The organism is Sutcliffiella horikoshii (assembly GCF_008180725.1).
GTDB lineage: Bacteria > Bacillota > Bacilli > Bacillales > Bacillaceae_I > Sutcliffiella_A > Sutcliffiella_A horikoshii_B.
The window spans coordinates 715,383-733,494 of the sequence record NZ_VTEV01000001.1 but is presented as its reverse complement, the minus strand read 5'-3'; the positions used below and the strand labels follow the sequence as shown (position 1 = coordinate 733,494).

Below are 18,112 nucleotides of genomic sequence, written 5' to 3'. Positions count from 1 at the left end.
CACTGCAAGTGCTTTTTTACAAGCAGAAAATCCGAAACGTTTTGGGAGAATATGCGGTTTTATTTTTACCTAAAAACCAAAACGTTTCGGATGCTCATTAGCACCTAGGAGGTAGGACGATGGATTATAGAGTAATAAAAGAAAATGACTTGTTTTTACTTACAGACACAAATGGAAATATTCCTGAGCAGCACCCTTACGGACTGGGGTTGTATACAAAAGATACACGGTTTTTGAGCAAGTTGGATCTAAAGATTAATGGCGAAGAACCTATTCTGCTACACTCTGATGCAGCAGAAAATTATAAGGCGACAATTCTTATGACCAATCCACATATGGAGAGGGATAGCAAACTTATATTATGGAGAGAGTCCGTTGAGATTAAACGTACCCGTTTTATCTATAATGATGTATTCTACGAATCTCTGACATTGAAAAACTATTACCCTAAGCGTGTAAATTTTGATTTGAGCGTTCATATGGACGTGGACTTCGCTGATATGTTCATTGTTCGAGGGTTTCAAAATGGAGAAACTGGAAAAAGAACTGGACAAACAGTGGATGGAGAAACGATGACCTTTCACTATGAAGGTGCAGACAATCTTTCAAGGCGGACATATATTGAATGGGACAAGGATGCGCACTGCATTGATGGAGAAAAAGGAGAAGTTTTCTTTCAGTTTAAGTTAAACCATGAAGAAGAACAGACTGTCACTTTCAAGATACAACCGCAACATGGTGAAGAAAAGTCAGATGATATTCTTTCGGCTACTATTGCTTTAGAGAAGTTGAAAGAATCCTATATTAACTGGAATACCAACGTCACAAAGGTGAAAACGGATTGGCTTCCATTACAACGTCTCATAGATCGTGGTCTCGGGGATTTGAGAGTATTATTGACAGACCTTGGATATGGCAAGTTTCCTGTTGCAGGGCTACCTTGGTTTGGGGTTCCTTTTGGAAGGGACAGTCTAATCGCAGCTCTCCAAATGCTTGCTTTCCAACCGGAAGTGGCAAAAGGTACCCTCTATACAATGGCTAGTAAACAGGGGTCAAAAGTAGACCCTTGGAGGGATGAACAACCGGGAAAAATCATGCATGAGATTCGTTACGGGGAGCTTGCAACTACGGAGCAGATACCCTTTACTCCATATTACGGAACTATTGATGCAACACCATTATTCTTAATTCTTCTGACTGAGTACGTTAAATGGACAGGGGACTTTAAAGTTGTTGAGGACCTAAGAGAAAATATTGAAGCTGCATTGACTTGGATTGACCAGTATGGTGACCGCGACGGTGATTTGTTTGTTGAATATCATCAAGAAGCCAGTAAAGGGATTGCCAATCAGGGATGGAAGGATTCTGGAGATTCAATTGTTCACCGAAACGGAGATTACGCTGCTACGCCTATAGCACTATCGGAAGTTCAGGGATATGTATATCAAGCAAAGATGGGTATAGCATCGATTTATGACAAGCTTGGGGATTCCAATAGGGCAGCATTATTAAGGGGAGAAAGCCAGAAGCTGAAAAAGAAGTTTGATGAAGAATTCTGGATGGATGATGTCAATTTCTATGCGATCGCTTTGGATAAAAATAAACAACAAGTTGGAACGATTACTTCAAACCCAGGACATATTTTATTCTCTGAAATGCTCGATGAGGATAAGGCTACTGCTGTCATTGAGACGCTGGTCTCCCCCAAAATGTTCTCAGGTTTCGGAATTCGTACTATGGGCTCAGGGGAAGCGGGTTATAACCCAATGAGTTACCATGACGGGAGTATTTGGCCGCATGATAATAGCATGGTGTTATTAGGAATGTCTAAAGTACAGAGGCAGGAAGCTGCCAACTTAGTGATTGAAGGGCTTATCGAAGCTGCTTTCCATTTCGAATATGACCGTCTTCCAGAATTATTCTGTGGATATGATAAATCTGTTGGCAAAGCGGTTAAATATCCAGTTGCTTGTTCGCCGCAAGCATGGGCTGCGGGAACACCACTTGTATTTGTTCAAACAATCTTAGGTCTTTTCCCTGATGCTTTGGAAAAGAAAATCTCTATATCTCCATTACTTCCAAACGGAATGAATGAACTTGATGTAGAGAAGGTTAAAATTGGTGAAGGTTTTCTGTCCCTTTTAGCTAAAAAGAGTGCTGAAGGAAATGTAGAACTAACAATTGTTGAAAATACTACAGGTTTTGAAATCGTTCAAAATTAGGTTTTACAGAGGAAATATTCCTCTTGAAAAATGGCTGTTTCCCAGCAGTTGCTGTGAACCAGGTCCAAATAAATACTCAAAACAGGAAGAGGGGTTTTAAGATGAAAGCAAAAAAATGGTTGGCTTCAGTAGGTGTTACTACGATGCTTATTGGTGGGGTATTGTCAGGTTGTAGCGGAGACAGCAGTGGTTCTTCAGAAAGCTCCGGAGACAATGTAGAAATTACATTAGCCGGATGGGGTGGGAACCCATCTGAAACACGATTGCTGAAAGAGGCCTTGGATTCATTTGAAGAAAAACACCCCAATATCAAAGTTAAACATGAAGTTATTTCCGACCAGTATATGGATGTAATGAAGACACGGTTAATTGGCGGAGAAGCACCCGATGTATTCTATTTAGATGCTTTTGAAGCTCCTGCTCTAATTGAAACTGGAGTACTTGAACCTCTTGATGATTATGTAACAGATGAGTTTGATGTGGAAGATTTTGAACAGCCGCTACTAGAAGCTTTCCAAAAGGATGGTGTAACTTACGGATTCCCTAAAGATTATTCCACTCTCGCCTTATTTTACAATAAGAAAATGTTTGAAGCAGCTGGGGTAGAGGTGCCAACTACATGGGATGAGCTTCGAGAAGTATCAAAGCAGCTGACAAAGGATGGTGTTGTAGGCCTTGGTGTAGCTCCTGAGCTTGCAAGAATGTATTATATAGCTGAATCTCTAGGTGGCCAAGTGGTCAAGGACAATAAAGCAAACTTTGGAGATGAGAAGGTTATTGAAGCATTACAACCAATCATCGACCAACGAAATGAAGATAAAACTGCAGCACAAGCTTCAGATGTAGGAGCAAACTGGGGCGGTGAAATGTTTGGACAGGAAAAAGCGGCGATGGTAATTGAAGGTAACTGGGCAATTCCCTTTCTTGAGGATACATTCCCTAATGTTGAGTATGGTACAGCGGAAGTTCCTACAGTGAATGGTGAAAAATCGACTATGGCATATACCGTTTCCTATGTAATGAATGCAGCGTCCGAGAAAAAAGAAGCCTCTTGGAAACTGATCGAATTTTTAACAGGTCCGGAAGGCATGGAAATCTGGACTTCAAAAGGATATGCCTTGCCAACTAGAAAGTCTGTTGCCGAGAAGCTTGGCTTTAATCAGGATGAGAAGCGAGCAGCACTGGTTGCAGGTGCATCATATGCTACTGTTTGGGCAAATGGAGTAAATCTGCCTACCATCATGAACAATTTTAATAACCAATTCGTTTCCGCATTTCTTGGGCAGCGACCGCTCGATGAAGCATTGAAAGAAGCCGAGGATCAAGCGAACAAAGAAATTGGAGAGTAATACTCCTTAATTGATGAAGGTTTGGACGTTAAAGGAGCCTGTCTGAGGGAGGACTAATGACGGGCACCTGGACGTTCCTACTGACTTCTTTGTGAAGAAGAGTGTCTAGTTTCTTCTTCTTTAGAAAGAGTTCATGTAGAAAAAGAGGGACTCTTTGAAGGGAAAAGGAGTGAATTTTATGAAGAAAAAGCGCACCTACTCAAAACGGTCGCTAAGAGAAGCATCACAAGGCTATTCTTTTATGGCACCAACAATATTCGTAATGGCATTATTCATTATCGGTCCTATTTTATATGCATTTTTCTTATCTTTTCATAAGGTTCAGTTGTTAGGTACTGCTACGTATGAGTTTGTTGGGTTGAGTAATTTTACAAACATAACAGATGATGGTAGAGCGTTACGTGCACTTTGGAATACTTTTAAATACGTTATTATCGTGGTTCCGATTCAAACGTTGCTAGCACTTATTTTAGCAGCAACATTAAATGCAGGATTAAAAGGACAAAGTATATTTAGAATTGTGTATTTCCTGCCGACCTTAACATCTTCAGCTGTATTGACCTTAATCTTCATGTGGATGTACAACCAAAATGGATTGGTAAATGAAATCCTGTCTATATTAGGCCTTCCAACCTATAACTGGATGGGTGATCCTAGTGTAGCTTTAATTGCAATCATGATAATGAACATTTGGGCAACAGCCCCGTTTTTTATGGTCATCTATCTTGCTGCCTTGCAGGATATCCCAGATTCCTTATATGAAGCGGCGGAACTGGACGGCGCCAATGCTTTTAAGAAATTCTTATATATAACAGTTCCGAATTTGCGGCCAGTTACTTCTTTTGTTGTCATTATGGGCTTGATCGGTACATTTCAGCTGTTTGACCAATCTTTCATATTCTCTGGAGGATCGGGTGGTCCCGATAATTCAACATTAACTGTCGTTTTATTAATTTACCAATATGCGTTCAAAAGTCTCGGTACAATGGGATATGCTGCTGCTATTGCAGTTATGCTTTCTATCGTGATTTTAGTGGCAACATTATTGCAACGGAAATTTTCAAAAGAAGAATCTCTTTATTAAGGAGGCTGCTATATGAAGAAGGTTAGCGCTGGAAAAGCATTATTGTATGGAATTCTCGTTTTATATGCAGTCATCACACTGGTGCCCTTTATTTGGGCAGTCTCTTCATCCTTTAAAACTCTAGAAGAAATCGTAAGTGGGACAATTAATTTCATTCCAAAAGATTTTACATTTGATAATTATAAGCAGATTTTCTTGGAGCAGGAGTTATTCCCCCGTTGGCTGTTAAACAGTTTAATAATTGGGGTTGCCGGCACTTCACTCAACCTGCTATTTAATTCGATGGCTGGGTATGCGTTGGCACGTTTGAGTTTCCCAGGGCGTAAGACATTGTTCATTATTATACTGGCAGTCCTAATGATTCCAGCTCAAGTAACAATGATTCCAAACTATTTAATTTTACGTGAGTTGGGTTGGTTGAACTCTTATCAGGGTATGATTGTACCAGCTATGATTAACGCCACTTTCATCTTTATGATGAGACAGTTTTTCATCAATTTCCCTAAAGAGTTGGAAGAAGCGGCAGAAATGGACGGGCTAAGCCGATTTGGAACATTCTTCAAGATAGTGCTTCCATTGGCAAAACCTGCACTTGCTGCACAAGCTATTTTCGTATTCATGGGATTTTGGAACGACTTTATGCGACCGTTAATTATATTGTCAGATCCTTCTATGTTCACTTTGCCGCTTGGATTGAATACCTTCAAAGGACAATATATCAGTTATTGGAACTATATAATGGCAGCATCAATGGTCTTTACATTGCCAGTCCTGCTCATTTACGGTTTCTTTAACCGCTACTTCATCAAAGGAATTTCTTTTACAGGCGGAAAATAAAACGAATCAAATTAACCCAAAGAAAAAGCAGAAGGGAAGGAGTACATTTCCTTCTGCTTTTTTTGGTGCGCTTCGACATTGGTGTTAAAATTCCTTTGGGGGTCTGACCCCTTTCAGTAATTTTTTTCTTCAGCAGATTTAATCCCTATCATAACTAACATCTTTATCTGGGTGTGTAAAAGGGAAACCTTGTGGTTTTTTTGATTTTTCAACAAGCTCGCGGTTTTCTGCTGAGTTCCACCCGATATCGTTTGTTGGATGTACCCATTGGTCACCGGCCATAATGGCAGGGTCCACTTCGTCGCTCCAGTTATTTAATGGAGATTCTTCTGAATTATATTTGCTGTCACCGATAACTACGCCGTGTTCGTTAACAAATGGCGGTTGCATTTTTATATTAGAGCCTTTGAAAGAAGGGGAGTTGATCTGATGCGGCATTGTTTCTTCCATGTATGGGACATCCACTTCCAATGACTTATCTTGATCAGGCATTGACTTCACCTCCGAATGTATAGTTTTAGCATTTCATTAAAATAAATAAGTATGTACGAAGAAAAGTAGGAGGGAACGAATATGACAAAAAAGTTTGAAATTGCAAACCTTTCACAGGATAAACTTGATCGCATTGCAGAATATGAGCAAAAGCTTCGGGAAGAAATGGGAGAGGAAATAGTTTTGATTGCATATGAAGAATGTGAAAAATAACAAAGGGGCAATCTATAAGTACGGGGGTGATTGCATTGGCAAAGAGGAAAGTTGCTCATGATGCAGCGAAAAATAATAACAAAACTCCAAAGGAAAGCTTACCAGATACGGAATTCTCTGCTGCATATGATAAAGAGGATATGATCCGTGGAGCAAACCGTAATTCTCAACACGGCAGACAAGGTAAATAAGGGGCTGAAACGAATGGATGCAAAAAAGAAAAAACAAAAGCAGGCCCATAGTTCGGAGCATGCTATTTCTCAAGACAGTTTAAACGAAGAATTTGGTCCGGAATTTGGTGATCCAAATGCTGCGAAAGCATTTGAGAATGCAATAGAGTCTAATAATAAAAAGAAAAACAAGAAAAACTGTTAGCTGAATTCAGCTAGCAGTTTTTCTTGTTTTAGATGATAAAGGATAAATTTCTGCTTTGTTAGTATTTTGATTGAAATAAACTATTGCATAGCTTTGATCTTCAACGATTTCACCATGATCTAGGTAGTGTTCGAGATCAAACTGAAGGCTTTCAATCATCGTATGTTTATATAGTTCTTTTTCGTTCAATTTATGTGCTGCAAATTGGTCACCTAATAACGCAGGGTTATCAATGACTTGTTTATAAATATTGGTTCTATCTTCTTTTTCGAGACGATCCTGCCACCAAGGTTTACGGGGCTTGAATTTTTGATGACGTAAATAGTCGTATTTCATCAACGTTTCCATTACGAATAAAGCATTTGGTCTTTCTTCCTGTAAAAAGGAATACAGACGCTTGTAAAGATCTTCTAGTTGATGCCCAATTCTTGCCCAACCTTGTTTATCCCAGTAGGCACCGAATTCTTGGAAGAAGTCAAAAGGTGTTTCAAACACTTGGGTAACCAAATGTTCCACAGTCGCATCCATCCGGTGGTCGTTCCAGAACTTTTCAAGTACGTCTTCCACTTGCTTGATTCGAATGATATCATCGAAGCTAAGAATGCTATTCCCAAGGATTTCATAAGGAGCCTGATCCATATAAATATATCCATGATCGTTTGAGCGAATCCTTAACCCAGTTCCACGCAACATTTTCAAGAAACCAAGTTGCAGCTCTTCAGGACGTAAGGCAAAAACATCATTGAACGTTTTCTTGAATGAGTGGTAATCTTCTTCAGGCAAACCGGCAATTAAATCTAAGTGTTGATCTATCTTTCCGCCTTCTTTAACCATCGTCACCGTACGAGATAATTTGGCGAAATTCTGTTTGCGCATCACAAGTTCATTTGTAGCATCATTGGTCGACTGTACACCAATTTCAAATCTGAACAATCCAGCAGGTGCTTCTTGGTTCAAAAATTCAATAACTTCCGGTCGCATAATGTCTGCTGTGATTTCAAATTGGAAAACAGTTCCCGGGAGATGCTCGTCAATTAAGAAGCGAAACATTTCCATGGCATAACTTCGACTAATATTAAAAGTGCGGTCCACAAATTTAATCGTTTTCGCACCATTATTCATCAGGAAACGAATATCTTCTTTTACTTTTTCCCGGTCAAAATAGCGGACTCCCACTTCAATGGAAGATAAACAGAACTGACAGCTAAAAGGACAGCCTCTGCTTGTCTCAAAGTATGTCACTCTTTTACCAAGTTGTGATAGGTCCTCCTCAAATCTGTATGGCGATGGAAGTTCTTTTAAATCTACTTTATTTCGTTGAGGAGATATTTTTTTGTCCTCTCCGTCCCGATAAGCTAAGCCACTGATGGACTCGAAGTTTCTTTCACCTTGAATTTCATGAAGCAATTGCTTAAAAGTGATTTCACCTTCTCCGAGAACGATGAAATCAACATCGGTTAATCGGTCAAGCCATTCCGACACATCATAAGTTACTTCAGGCCCACCGAGAACGAGGATAAGCTCTGGATTAATTTTCTTCAACATACTCATGACTTTGATTGTTTCTTCTATGTTCCATATATAACAGCTAAAGCCGATAACATCCGGTTTTCTTTGGATAAGGTCAGACACAATATTCATCACGGGATCTTTAATCGTGTATTCAACCAAATCTACTGTATATTCCGGCTCTGCATAAGCTTTTAAATAGCGAATGGCAAGATTGGTATGGATATATTTCGCGTTTAATGTAGTGGCAATTATCTTCATTATAAATCCATCAAACTCCTATTGAAAAATTCTATAACTAATATAGTTTATCACAATTAAATATGGTGAGTAATAAATTCCTGTCTTTTTTCTAGGGCTAGTAAATCTTTCCTCTCTTCCATTATCAACAGGAAATCTGGAATTATTACAAAATGATTTCTGAAATGACTTTTTTATTGCGTTAAATGTAGAACAAAGGAATTTAGATAAGTTATGTAGAAGAATAAAGAGTGGTTGAATAAAAAGTTTTTTTACTAATAAGTCACTTGACCGTTGTCAATTATGATAATCTTTGAGAAAAGAATGTAAATATATGATAAGTGGGGGAAGGTCATGATCCAACACATGGTGAAGGAAGAAACCAGGAAGTTGGAGGCAGAAATAGAAACGCTAACTGCCAAGCTTCAAAAGCTGGAAAAAGAAAACAGGTTTTTGCAACTTACATTTGAACATGCCAATGATGCCATAATCTTATTCAATGAAAAGGTTGAATTCTTTCAAGTGAACTCAAAAGCTTGCGAACTCTTTGAAATGCCAAGAGAGGAATTATTAAGTCGGAAACTACATGATTTTCTGGAGCTAATGCCAAAAGAGGAAGTGGAATACCAGGAAGCACAATTAACAGAATTGGGAGAGTTGAAAAATGAGTTAATTGTGCGGTTAGATAACGGCACAATCAAATTTGTGGAATATTCAGCTGTTCGGAATCCCGATGAAAGTGGACTGGATATATGCATTATTCGTGACATTACGGCCAAGAAACAACTAGAAAAGGAATCAAGCAAAAGTAAACAAATGTATCATGATGTGATAAATAGAGCGGTGGACGGGATTGTCGTATTTGATAGAAATGGCTTATTTATCGATGTTAACCCTGCATTCTGTTCTAATTTTGCTATGACCAAATTAGATCTTCTGCAATCAAAGTTAGATGATTTTTTGGAAGATGGTTTCCAATATAAGATGACAAAAATTTGGAATCTTCTAGATAGTCATGGAAGGGTTAGGGGAGAATTGCCGGTAGTTCTTCACACAGGTGAACGTAAAACATTCGAAGTCACCATCACTGCCAATATTTATGACGATTACTATTTAGCTATAATGAGAGACGTAACAGAAAAACGCAATATGGAGTTGCAACTGAAAAAAAGCGAAGAGCGTTTTAGAGAGATGTTTCAACATGCTTTAGATGCAATCGTGTTGGTGGATAATAACGGGAATATAAAACGAGCTAACCCTGCGGCAAGCAGAGCCTTTGAATTGCCACTTGATGATTTGGTATGCTCAAAGCTCCATGAATTTGTTCCAAAGAAAGATAAAAGAGTGTTCTCCATCGTAAAACAGTTTGGTGCAAAGGGAGAAATTCGAGAAGAACTCGAGTTTCATATGCCGAATGGACAGAAAAAACTACTTGAATTCACAGCAAACAAAGGAATTATTGATGGATATAATATGATAATATTCCGAAATGTGAGCGAAAGAAGGAAGATGGAGAAAGACTTAAGAGAAAGCGAACAAAAATTTAGAAAGATATTCAATAATGCCATGGACGGTATACTTCTATGGGATGATAGATGTGATGTAATAGATGCCAATCCTAATGCAAGCAAGATATTGGGCCTCTCTAAAGAAGAATTGATGAATAATCAACTTCACTGGTATATTCCAAAAGAACAGCTCAAGGAACTCCAGGCACAGTGGAGAGAGTGTCCAGAAAGCGAAGAGTTAAGTGGAGAATTATGTATTGAAGGGGATGGTGGAGTACAGATCATTGAATACTCTGCCAAGAAGCATGTTATTGAAGGATTGCACATGACGATTTTTAGAAACATAACAGAAAAAAGGGAAATGGAAGAACAGCTAAGAAAGTCAGATACCCTGACGGTTGTGGGAGAATTGGCTGCTGGGATCGCACATGAGATAAGAAATCCAATGACAGCTCTAAAAGGATTTATTCAACTTTTACAAAATAGCATGAATCAAGACCAATATGTCATGTACTTTGATGTCATCACCTCTGAATTAAAGAGAATTGAATCCATCATAACCGAATTTCTAGTATTGGCTAAGCCACAAGCCATATCTTATCAAAGAAAAAATATATCAGTTATTATGAAAGAAACCCTCGATTTGTTAAGCGCACAAGCATCCCTTGAGAATGTGCAGTTTATTAGTTCCATTGAAGAAGGCTTACCGGATATATATTGTGAACCAAATCAATTAAAACAAGTTTTTATCAATATTTTAAAAAATGCGATTGAAGTGATGCCTAGCGGTGGAACTGTATCTGTGGATTTAATAAAGATAGATGGTGAACAGGTTCTGATTTCGTTTAAGGATGAAGGAATTGGTATCCCGGAAGATAAATTGAAAAAACTTGGAGAGCCTTTTTATACGACAAAGGAACGTGGAACAGGGTTGGGGCTTATGGTAAGCTATAAAATTGTAGAAGAACATAATGGTACCATCGAAGTCAGCAGTGAGGTTGGCAAAGGGACTACCTTCCATATAAAATTACCAATAGGGTCTCCGACTGAGCATTGAATCGGATGAAAAGAAAGAGGGTATCTAGACATGTATGAGTACAGTAGCACACCAACTCCAATAGGTACTATTTACGTAATATGTCGCAAAGATCATTTAGTTAGAATAGAGTTTGATTCAGAATTCCTTCAGGAGGACAAGGAAGGCCTTTACAAGTTTGCCCCTGAAGATCCATTATGTCAGATGGTTACATCCCAACTTCAAGAATACTTTACGGGCAAACGTTCCACATTTGAAGTACCTTATAATTTGGAGGGTACCCCTTTTCAGGAGGAAGTATGGAACGCGTTGTGTAACATTCCTTATGGTGAAGTGAGATGTTATCAGGATATTGCCAAAGAAATCAACAGACCATTAGCAGTCAGGGCAATCGGACAAGCGAACCGAAGAAATCCGCTGCCGATTGTCATACCTTGCCACCGTGTCATTGGTAAGAATAAAGAGCTGGTAGGTTACGCAGGTGATAAAATCGGAATGAAAGAAGAGCTGTTAAGATTAGAAGGCGTATTGGCATAGTAGTGAAATGAATTAAGCAATAACTCAGTACGATAGTATTTATGCTATCGTACTTTTTTTATCTAAAAGTTGCATGCGTGTATCATTTTTTCTATTCCTTCATATAATTTACTAAGACTAAAAAAGTTGCTCAAGGGCAAAAATGGAGATGATAAAAATGGGGAAAAATAACAAACTCATTTTTTATACGGAAGTATTAGCCAAACTCAATATCATTAGTGTGGAAGAAAAAGGATCTATTTTAAAGAAAAATGAGAAAAGAGGTTGATTTTATCTAGTTGTTAGATTAACATCTAATTAGATGGATATCTAATATAAGGTGAAGGAGTGAATTATTCTGCAACTGGATAAACTCGTCAACTATTATAAAGTAATGGGAGATACGACTAGAATTAAATTGCTTGTCTTGTTATCTACTGAAGAACCACTAAGTGGACAAGAATTAGCAGAAAGATTAGGGGTAAAGCCCCCGACGATTTCCCATCATATTTCTAAGCTAAAAGAAATAAGTGCTGTGTACGAAAGAAGAGAAAAAAACACGGTCTATTATTATTTAAACTCAAAGGTTTTAAGACAACATAGTGAAGGTCTTTTTATCGTGTTAGAAAGAAGCGGAAAAGGGGAGAGGACGATGGAAGAGCAAAAAGAGAGGGAGCAGATCTTGCAAAATTTCCTTGCCAAAGATGGAAAACTGAAAACCATCCCTGCGCAAAGAAAGAAGAAATTAATTATATTTGAACATATCCTAAAAGACTTGGAAATGGGTAAAAAGTACAGTGAAAAGGAAATTAATGAGCACATCAAACAATTCCATGAGGACTATGCAACGATCCGCAGGGAATTCATTATCAATCATTACATGTACCGAGAAGCAGGAATATACGAACTAAACCCAACAGAAATGTGGGCGAAATAATACTGAGAACCCTAAGCTGATAGAACTTAGGGTTCTTGAATATCAATCTTCAAAAAGTGTAGGAATCACTTTGGTATAGTCGCCTTTGATGATACCTTTTTCCGTAATGATGGCGGTAATCAGCTCATTTGGAGTCACATCAAATGCAGGGTTAAATACGGAAATGCCATCTGGTGCTATCTGGTTTCCTCCCAGATGGGTGATTTCCTCAGAACTCCTTTCTTCAATTTCTATTTCCTCTCCAGTTTCCCTAGATAAATCAAACGTCGATAAAGGGGCAGCTACATAAAATGGAATACCAAAAGCTTTAGCAAGTATAGCAAGGCCATAGGTCCCAATTTTATTTGCAGTGTCTCCGTTGGAAGTGATTCTGTCAGCTCCGACAATAACAGCAGAAATCTCTTTGGTTTTAATGGTATGTGCAGCCATGTTATCAGTGATTAATGTTACATCCACTCCTGATTGTTTCAACTCCCAAGCGGTTAGTCGGGAGCCCTGTAGAACTGGTCTTGTTTCGCATGCGAAAACACTTAAGGGGAATTCTTTTTCTATTGCCAAATGAAATGGAGCTAATGCGGTACCGTACCGTGCAGTTGCAATTGATCCTGCATTACATATAGTCAGTAGCTTATCATTCTTTTGGAACAAGGAAAGGGCATGTTCTCCGATAAGCCTGCATGTCGCTTCATCCTCTAGTTGAATTTGAATCGCTTCATGAACAAGATTTGTTTTTGCCTCGTTTACAGAAGAAGCCTGCAAAGATACTTGTATCAGACGGTCAATTGCCCAAAAAAGATTTACAGCCGTTGGACGAGAAGTCGCCAAATAGTCCCGGTCCTTTTTTAACTGGTTTTGAAATTCAGGTAGACTAGCTGAGGTATATGAATTTGCAGCAAGGACAAGGCCGTATGCAGCTGTTATTCCAATTGCAGGCGCACCCCTTACTTTTAGAGTGACTATGGCATCATAGACATCATGAATGGTTTGCAAATCAATGAATACAGTCTCTTGAGGCAATTTCTGTTGATCTAATAAACGAATATAAGAGTCTTTCCATTCTACCGATAATGGTAGATTAGTCGTGATTGTCATAATTTTATCCATTCCCTTTTATCACATTTTCGAATAGTGCTTCTACATCTTGTATATTTCGTATAGTTGGAGCATTTTTAACCAATGCTTGCCCTAATAACAAAGCTTGTTGCTTTACTGTAATTCTACGTTCGTAAGGCTTAAGCGTATCAAGGTCTGCTACATGAGCCAGCCCAATCGTCCGACGGATAACTTCACATCCGGCAAAGCCAATTGCATCAGTAAAGACTTTTTTCAGGAAGAAATCCAAATAGCCTGGTGTTTGTGAGTAATATTCCACACTTTTTGTCTTCCATAAATCTGAGAAAGTGGAAGTGAATCCCTCCCAAACTTGATACAGATGGGAAGTGATGTTAGACCTTTCACTAACATCCCTAGTGATTGCTTGTAAAAGGATATTGGCAAAGAACTGCCCAACATCGAAGCCAATCGGTCCAAAAAATGCAAATTCTGGGTCAATAACTTTAGTATCAATATCATTTGCAAAAATGCTTCCTGTGTGGAGGTCTCCGTGTAGAAGTGCTTCTCCGTTTGTCAAAAATGTGTATTTCAGCTTTGCCACTTCAAGCTTTAAATCCTCATCCTTCCAAATTTCCTCAATCGAACCAAGCAGTTCTGGCTCATAGTCATTAGTCTCACTATCAAAGAACGGATCCGTAAAAATAAGATCTTCCGTAATCTTGCAAAGCTCTGGATTTGAGAATGATTGCTGCAGCTTTTTCTTTTCTTGCTGATTCAAACCAAAATCAGAAGTGTAAAATAGTGTTTTTGCCAAATATTCCCCAATATGCTTTGACAAAAGAGGGAAGTTTTTGCCATTAAGAAAACCATTTCTAACAATCTCCAAATGGGAGAGGTCCTCCATGATGGTTATCGCTAAAGCTTCGTTCGTATAATAGACTTTTGGAACTAGATTAGGGACCAATGTAGCGGCATTTTTCAGGTAATTACCTTCTATTGTTGCCCTATGTAAGGTCAGTGGCCAGCTTTCCCCGACAACTTTAGCATAAGGCAAAGCCTGCTTAATGATAATCCCTGTATTATTTTCGTCTCTTATGTGAAAGACAAGGTTTAAATTTCCATCCCCAATTTCTCGGCAGTGCAAGAGTGCACCCTCTTTAAAAAAATTAAGGTCTTTGGCTAGAGAGATAGCAGTTGGTTCTGTTAACGGCTCATATTCTGTAGTAGCTGTTATTGTCATATTTATTACCCCCGTGTCAAAATAATAATGAGCGGGGCGATTATTAATTCAAAAAGCTCTGTTGCTTTATAGTGGTCCCTAGCTTTTGATTGGAGCAAAGGACGAAGGGAGGTAGTGCATTGCTGAGACCCGCAGGCAAAGCCGAGGAGGCTCAGCAAGCGCCCTTAGGATAAGCGAAGCCTGGTGCGCAAATCAACAGCGGTGTTTCAACAGAGCCTTTCAAAAATAAAAGCCCCTTTCCATAAGAAAGAGGCTTGAAGAGTAGACTTCTCCCCTCTTATCTGCCAGAAATAATTTCTGCTGGAATTAGCACCGTGCCTTATGAACAAATACGTTCGGCGTCCACAAATGTGTAACGCCCTGTCTCACAACAGTATTACGGTCGGTTGCTGGGTTTCATAGGGCCAAATCCCTCCACCTGCTCTTGATAAGAGATCGCAATCATTTAATTGCGAATGTATAAAATTGTGTGAAAATTATTGCTTGATGAAAATAATACCAAGATGCCGGGAAAATTGTCAATAAGTTTTCGAAAAAACTTTTTTAAAAGCCAATATCTGATTTTTTAGAAGAATTAAATGGAATTGTATGAATTGTTTGGTTAAAACCTTGAAAAAATGATAGGCACCTGTTATTATTAAACTATTATTTTTGTTCGTGAATATGGAAAGTCAGAAACACGTTTTCGTCTTGAAATGTTTGAAAGAGCAAGAATAGTAATATTTACGTGGTTTAGCCACAAGGAGGAACAAACATGTTACAAGGTAAAGTAAAATGGTTCAACGCAGAAAAAGGTTTTGGATTCATCGAAGTTGAAGGTCAAGACGACGTATTCGTACACTTCTCCGCAATCCAAGGCGAAGGTTTCAAAACTTTAGAAGAAGGTCAAGAAGTATCTTTCGAAATCGTTGAAGGTGCTCGTGGACCTCAAGCTGCTAACGTTACAAAATAATGCTAGCCAAATAGAAAAGGACTCCATCGCGGAGTCCTTTTTGTTTTGAAAGAGTAAGAGAAGATATAATACCTGACATTATATAGTGCTTTAGAATTTATAGCTGTGGATTGGAGCAAAAGGCGGGGAGATAGCGCTAGGTGGAGACCCCGCAGGCTTGCCGAGGAGGTTCCAGCAGAGCCCCTAGGAAAGCGAAGCCATTTGCGGAAATCCACAGCGGTGTAAGTTAACAAACCTAGATTAATAGTATTGTGGTCTTCTATCTTCAAAGATCGGGATTCTTTTTCGTACTTCTTCCACCTTCGCCAAATCTATCTCTGCTGTAATGATTTCCTCCGCTTCTCCAGCTTCCGCCACAATATCTCCCCAAGGATCAATAATCATCGAGTGTCCAGCGAAAGCATTCTTCGGATCAGCACCTGAACGGTTACATGCAATTACATAACATTGGTTTTCAATGGCACGCGCGATAAGAAGGCTACGCCAATGGTCAACTCTTGCCAAAGGCCACTCCGCAACAACAAAGATCGCTTTTGCATCCTTGGTGGTATGTGCACGAATCCATTCCGGAAAACGAATATCATAGCAAATGAAACCTGCACAAGTTTGCCCGTCCAGCTCGAACATTCCATCTGTTTTTCCGGGCTGAAGGAAATGATGCTCGTCCATTAACCGGAAAAGGTGCAATTTACTGTATTCTCCTGCAACATCTCCGTCTTTATTGACAGTAATCATCGTGTTATAAATTCCTTTGTTCGTCTTTTTTGCGACAGAACCGCCGACAATATGAGTTTTTAGCTCTTTTGCAGCCGATTTTAGGAATTTGGTCGTAACAAAACCGCCGGAATCTGCTATTTTATCAAGACGACCTAGATCATAACCAGTGGACCAGAGTTCAGGAAGAACGATGATATCTGGGCGATCTTTGCCTGCTACAGTCAAAAGTTCACATACCTTTTCTATATTTGCTTCGGGATCTCCGAAGGCTACATCAAATTGAATACAAGCAATTTTCCATTTCATTAGTTAATCCCCCCGTTGAAAAAATACTTTACAAGTTGAATCTAACAATATATGATTTGTGACTAGGATTTCAAGAATTTTTTGAGTAGGTGAAAAAGATGAAAAACTTTCAACAATCTGAATTATTAAATACACTGCCTAAACAGTTCTTTGCTTCGTTGGTTGAAAAAGTGGGTAAGGTTGTGGAACAAGGACACGATGTGATTAATCTAGGCCAAGGAAACCCGGACCAGCCAACTCCTGAACACATTGTAAGATCGTTACAGGAAGCGGTAGAAAAACCGAATCATCATAAGTACTCCCCATTTCAAGGGCACCAATTTTTTAAAGAAGCTATAGCAACCTTTTATAAACGAGAATACGATGTTCAAATAAATCCAGATACAGAAGTAGCCATTCTCTTTGGTGGGAAAGCGGGACTAGTGGAAATTCCCCAATGCTTATTAAATGAAGGGGATACCGTACTTGTCCCAGACCCGGGCTATCCGGATTATTGGTCTGGTGTCGCATTGGCCAAAGCAAAAATGGAATACATGCCTTTAAAAGAAGTATATCATTTTTTACCAAACTATGAAGACGTCAATCCACAAGTCTTAAAAGCTGCTAAGCTCATGTTCCTCAATTATCCCAATAATCCGACAGGAGCTGTGGCGAATTCTGCATTTTTTAATGAAACGGTAAAACTTGCAACGGAACACGATATTTGTGTGGTGCACGATTTTGCCTATGGTGCTATTGGGTTTGATGGTCAAAAACCGCTAAGTTATCTGCAGACGCCTGGTGCAAAAGATGTCGGTATTGAAATATATACATTGTCGAAAACTTTTAATATGGCAGGATGGCGTGTGGGATTTGCAGTTGGTAATGAAAGTGTGATTAAAGCTATAAATCTTTTGCAGGACCATATGTATGTAAGTATTTTTGGAGCAATTCAAGAGGCGGCTGCGACTGCATTATTAGATAAACAAACATGTGTAGAAGAACTGGTAGATTTGTATGAGGAAAGAAGAGATGTCCTTATTAGGGGATTGCAGGAAATTGGTTGGGAAGTGCAAGCACCAAAAGGATCCTTCTTTGCATGGTTAAAAGTTCCGGAAGGATATACTTCTGAGGAGTTTGCAGACAAGCTGCTTGAAGAGGCACATGTAGTTGTAGCTCCCGGTATTGGCTTTGGTTCCTTTGGAGAAGGCTATGTACGTGTCGGCTTATTAACTAGTACAGAAAGATTACAAGAAGCTGTTCAACGAATCAGAGAGTTAAAGATTTTCTGAATAGTCTGTTGACATAAGCTCAAAATGATGGCATAATCTCAACTAGAATTTAGTATTTAGATAATTTGAACTTTATAATAATCCAATCTTATCAAGAGCAGGTGGAGGGACTGGCCCGATGAAACCCGGCAACCGACTTATTCAATTAAGCACGGTGCTAAATCTTGCAGCATAAAGCTGATAGATAAGAGGACGTTAGATAGACTAACCTCTTCTTATGGAAGGGGTTTTTTGCATTTTATCATCGGAAGAAAG

At 39.0% G+C, this 18,112-nt stretch carries 17 protein-coding genes and 2 riboswitches; of the genes, 12 read left to right on the top strand and 5 right to left on the bottom strand.

Translation table 11 applies throughout. The features are described 5' to 3' along the window. The first annotated feature begins 119 nt into the window (after positions 1–119). The 4 genes from FZC76_RS03615 to FZC76_RS03600 all read left to right on the top strand — a co-directional run bounded on the left by FZC76_RS03615 (position 120) and on the right by FZC76_RS03600 (position 5,492). A complete protein-coding gene (locus FZC76_RS03615; protein ID WP_148986892.1) occupies positions 120–2,222 on the top strand; it encodes an amylo-alpha-1,6-glucosidase in 2,103 nt (700 codons plus the stop codon). 101 nt (positions 2,223–2,323) lie between these two features. After that, complete coding sequence (locus FZC76_RS03610; RefSeq protein WP_148986891.1) at positions 2,324–3,571, top strand: ABC transporter substrate-binding protein; 1,248 nt, start codon at positions 2,324–2,326, stop codon at positions 3,569–3,571. A 178-nt stretch (positions 3,572–3,749) separates the two neighbouring features. After that, complete coding sequence (locus tag FZC76_RS03605) at positions 3,750–4,655, top strand: carbohydrate ABC transporter permease (RefSeq protein WP_148986890.1); 906 nt, start codon at positions 3,750–3,752, stop codon at positions 4,653–4,655. 12 nt (positions 4,656–4,667) lie between these two features. Next, complete coding sequence (locus FZC76_RS03600; RefSeq protein WP_148986889.1) at positions 4,668–5,492, top strand: carbohydrate ABC transporter permease; 825 nt, start codon at positions 4,668–4,670, stop codon at positions 5,490–5,492. 138 nt (positions 5,493–5,630) lie between these two features. Here FZC76_RS03600 and FZC76_RS03595 read toward each other — a convergent pair whose 3' ends face one another. Then, positions 5,631–5,984, bottom strand: a complete 354-nt coding sequence (locus FZC76_RS03595; RefSeq protein ID WP_148986888.1) for a DUF3905 domain-containing protein — start codon at positions 5,982–5,984, stop codon at positions 5,631–5,633. 81 nt (positions 5,985–6,065) lie between these two features. On the opposite strand from FZC76_RS03595, the gene FZC76_RS23385 reads away from it, so the two are divergent. Genes FZC76_RS23385 through FZC76_RS22870 form a run of 3 tightly spaced genes read left to right on the top strand, consistent with a single transcriptional unit; the run spans position 6,066 to position 6,572 of the window. Continuing rightward, positions 6,066–6,197: a hypothetical protein gene (locus tag FZC76_RS23385; RefSeq protein WP_262372367.1), complete on the top strand. Its 132-nt coding sequence runs from the start codon at positions 6,066–6,068 to the stop codon at positions 6,195–6,197. A 35-nt stretch (positions 6,198–6,232) separates the two neighbouring features. Beyond that, the gene (locus FZC76_RS22875) at positions 6,233–6,388 is read left to right on the top strand and encodes a hypothetical protein (protein WP_187441941.1); all 156 of its coding nucleotides are present in this window, start codon (positions 6,233–6,235) and stop codon (positions 6,386–6,388) included. Between the two features lie 13 nt (positions 6,389–6,401). Further along, positions 6,402–6,572 carry a hypothetical protein gene (locus FZC76_RS22870; protein WP_169292838.1) on the top strand — a complete coding sequence of 57 codons (171 nt, stop codon included), beginning with the start codon at positions 6,402–6,404 and terminating at the stop codon, positions 6,570–6,572. A 6-nt stretch (positions 6,573–6,578) separates the two neighbouring features. Here FZC76_RS22870 and FZC76_RS03590 read toward each other — a convergent pair whose 3' ends face one another. After that, positions 6,579–8,342, bottom strand: a complete 1,764-nt coding sequence (locus tag FZC76_RS03590; RefSeq protein ID WP_148986887.1) for a B12-binding domain-containing radical SAM protein — start codon at positions 8,340–8,342, stop codon at positions 6,579–6,581. 333 nt (positions 8,343–8,675) lie between these two features. Between FZC76_RS03590 and FZC76_RS03585 the strand changes: the two genes are divergently transcribed. From FZC76_RS03585 to FZC76_RS03575, 3 genes are all read left to right on the top strand, one after another. After that, positions 8,676–10,886 carry a PAS domain-containing sensor histidine kinase gene (locus FZC76_RS03585; protein WP_148986886.1) on the top strand — a complete coding sequence of 737 codons (2,211 nt, stop codon included), beginning with the start codon at positions 8,676–8,678 and terminating at the stop codon, positions 10,884–10,886. 30 nt (positions 10,887–10,916) lie between these two features. Further along, positions 10,917–11,402: a methylated-DNA--[protein]-cysteine S-methyltransferase gene (locus FZC76_RS03580; protein WP_148986885.1), complete on the top strand. Its 486-nt coding sequence runs from the start codon at positions 10,917–10,919 to the stop codon at positions 11,400–11,402. Positions 11,403–11,739: 337 nt separating this feature from the next. Beyond that, positions 11,740–12,318, top strand: coding sequence for a DUF2087 domain-containing protein (locus tag FZC76_RS03575; protein WP_148986884.1), 579 nt, complete (start codon positions 11,740–11,742; stop codon positions 12,316–12,318). A 42-nt stretch (positions 12,319–12,360) separates the two neighbouring features. Here the strand turns inward: FZC76_RS03575 and mtnA are convergent, their stop codons facing one another. Both mtnA and mtnK read right to left on the bottom strand, forming a co-directional pair. Continuing rightward, positions 12,361–13,410 (bottom strand): S-methyl-5-thioribose-1-phosphate isomerase, encoded by a 1,050-nt coding sequence (gene mtnA / locus FZC76_RS03570; protein ID WP_148986994.1) that lies wholly within the window; start codon positions 13,408–13,410, stop codon positions 12,361–12,363. Positions 13,411–13,414: 4 nt separating this feature from the next. Continuing rightward, entirely contained in the window at positions 13,415–14,611 is a 1,197-nt protein-coding gene (gene mtnK, locus FZC76_RS03565) for an S-methyl-5-thioribose kinase (protein WP_148986883.1), read from the bottom strand. Between the two features lie 274 nt (positions 14,612–14,885). After that, positions 14,886–15,045: riboswitch (SAM riboswitch) on the bottom strand. A 320-nt stretch (positions 15,046–15,365) separates the two neighbouring features. Here mtnK and cspD point away from each other — a divergent pair. Next, on the top strand, positions 15,366–15,563 hold the full coding sequence (gene cspD, locus FZC76_RS03560; protein WP_010192350.1) for a cold-shock protein CspD: 198 nt from the start codon (positions 15,366–15,368) through the stop codon (positions 15,561–15,563). A 240-nt stretch (positions 15,564–15,803) separates the two neighbouring features. On the opposite strand, the gene FZC76_RS03555 is transcribed toward cspD, so the two are convergent. Then, positions 15,804–16,586 (bottom strand): carbon-nitrogen family hydrolase, encoded by a 783-nt coding sequence (locus FZC76_RS03555; RefSeq protein ID WP_148986882.1) that lies wholly within the window; start codon positions 16,584–16,586, stop codon positions 15,804–15,806. A gap of 98 nt (positions 16,587–16,684) precedes the next feature. On the opposite strand from FZC76_RS03555, the gene FZC76_RS03550 reads away from it, so the two are divergent. Continuing rightward, on the top strand, positions 16,685–17,857 hold the full coding sequence (locus tag FZC76_RS03550; RefSeq protein ID WP_148986881.1) for a pyridoxal phosphate-dependent aminotransferase: 1,173 nt from the start codon (positions 16,685–16,687) through the stop codon (positions 17,855–17,857). 85 nt (positions 17,858–17,942) lie between these two features. Next, a riboswitch (SAM riboswitch) is annotated at positions 17,943–18,048 on the top strand. Positions 18,049–18,112: the final 64 nt, after the last annotated feature.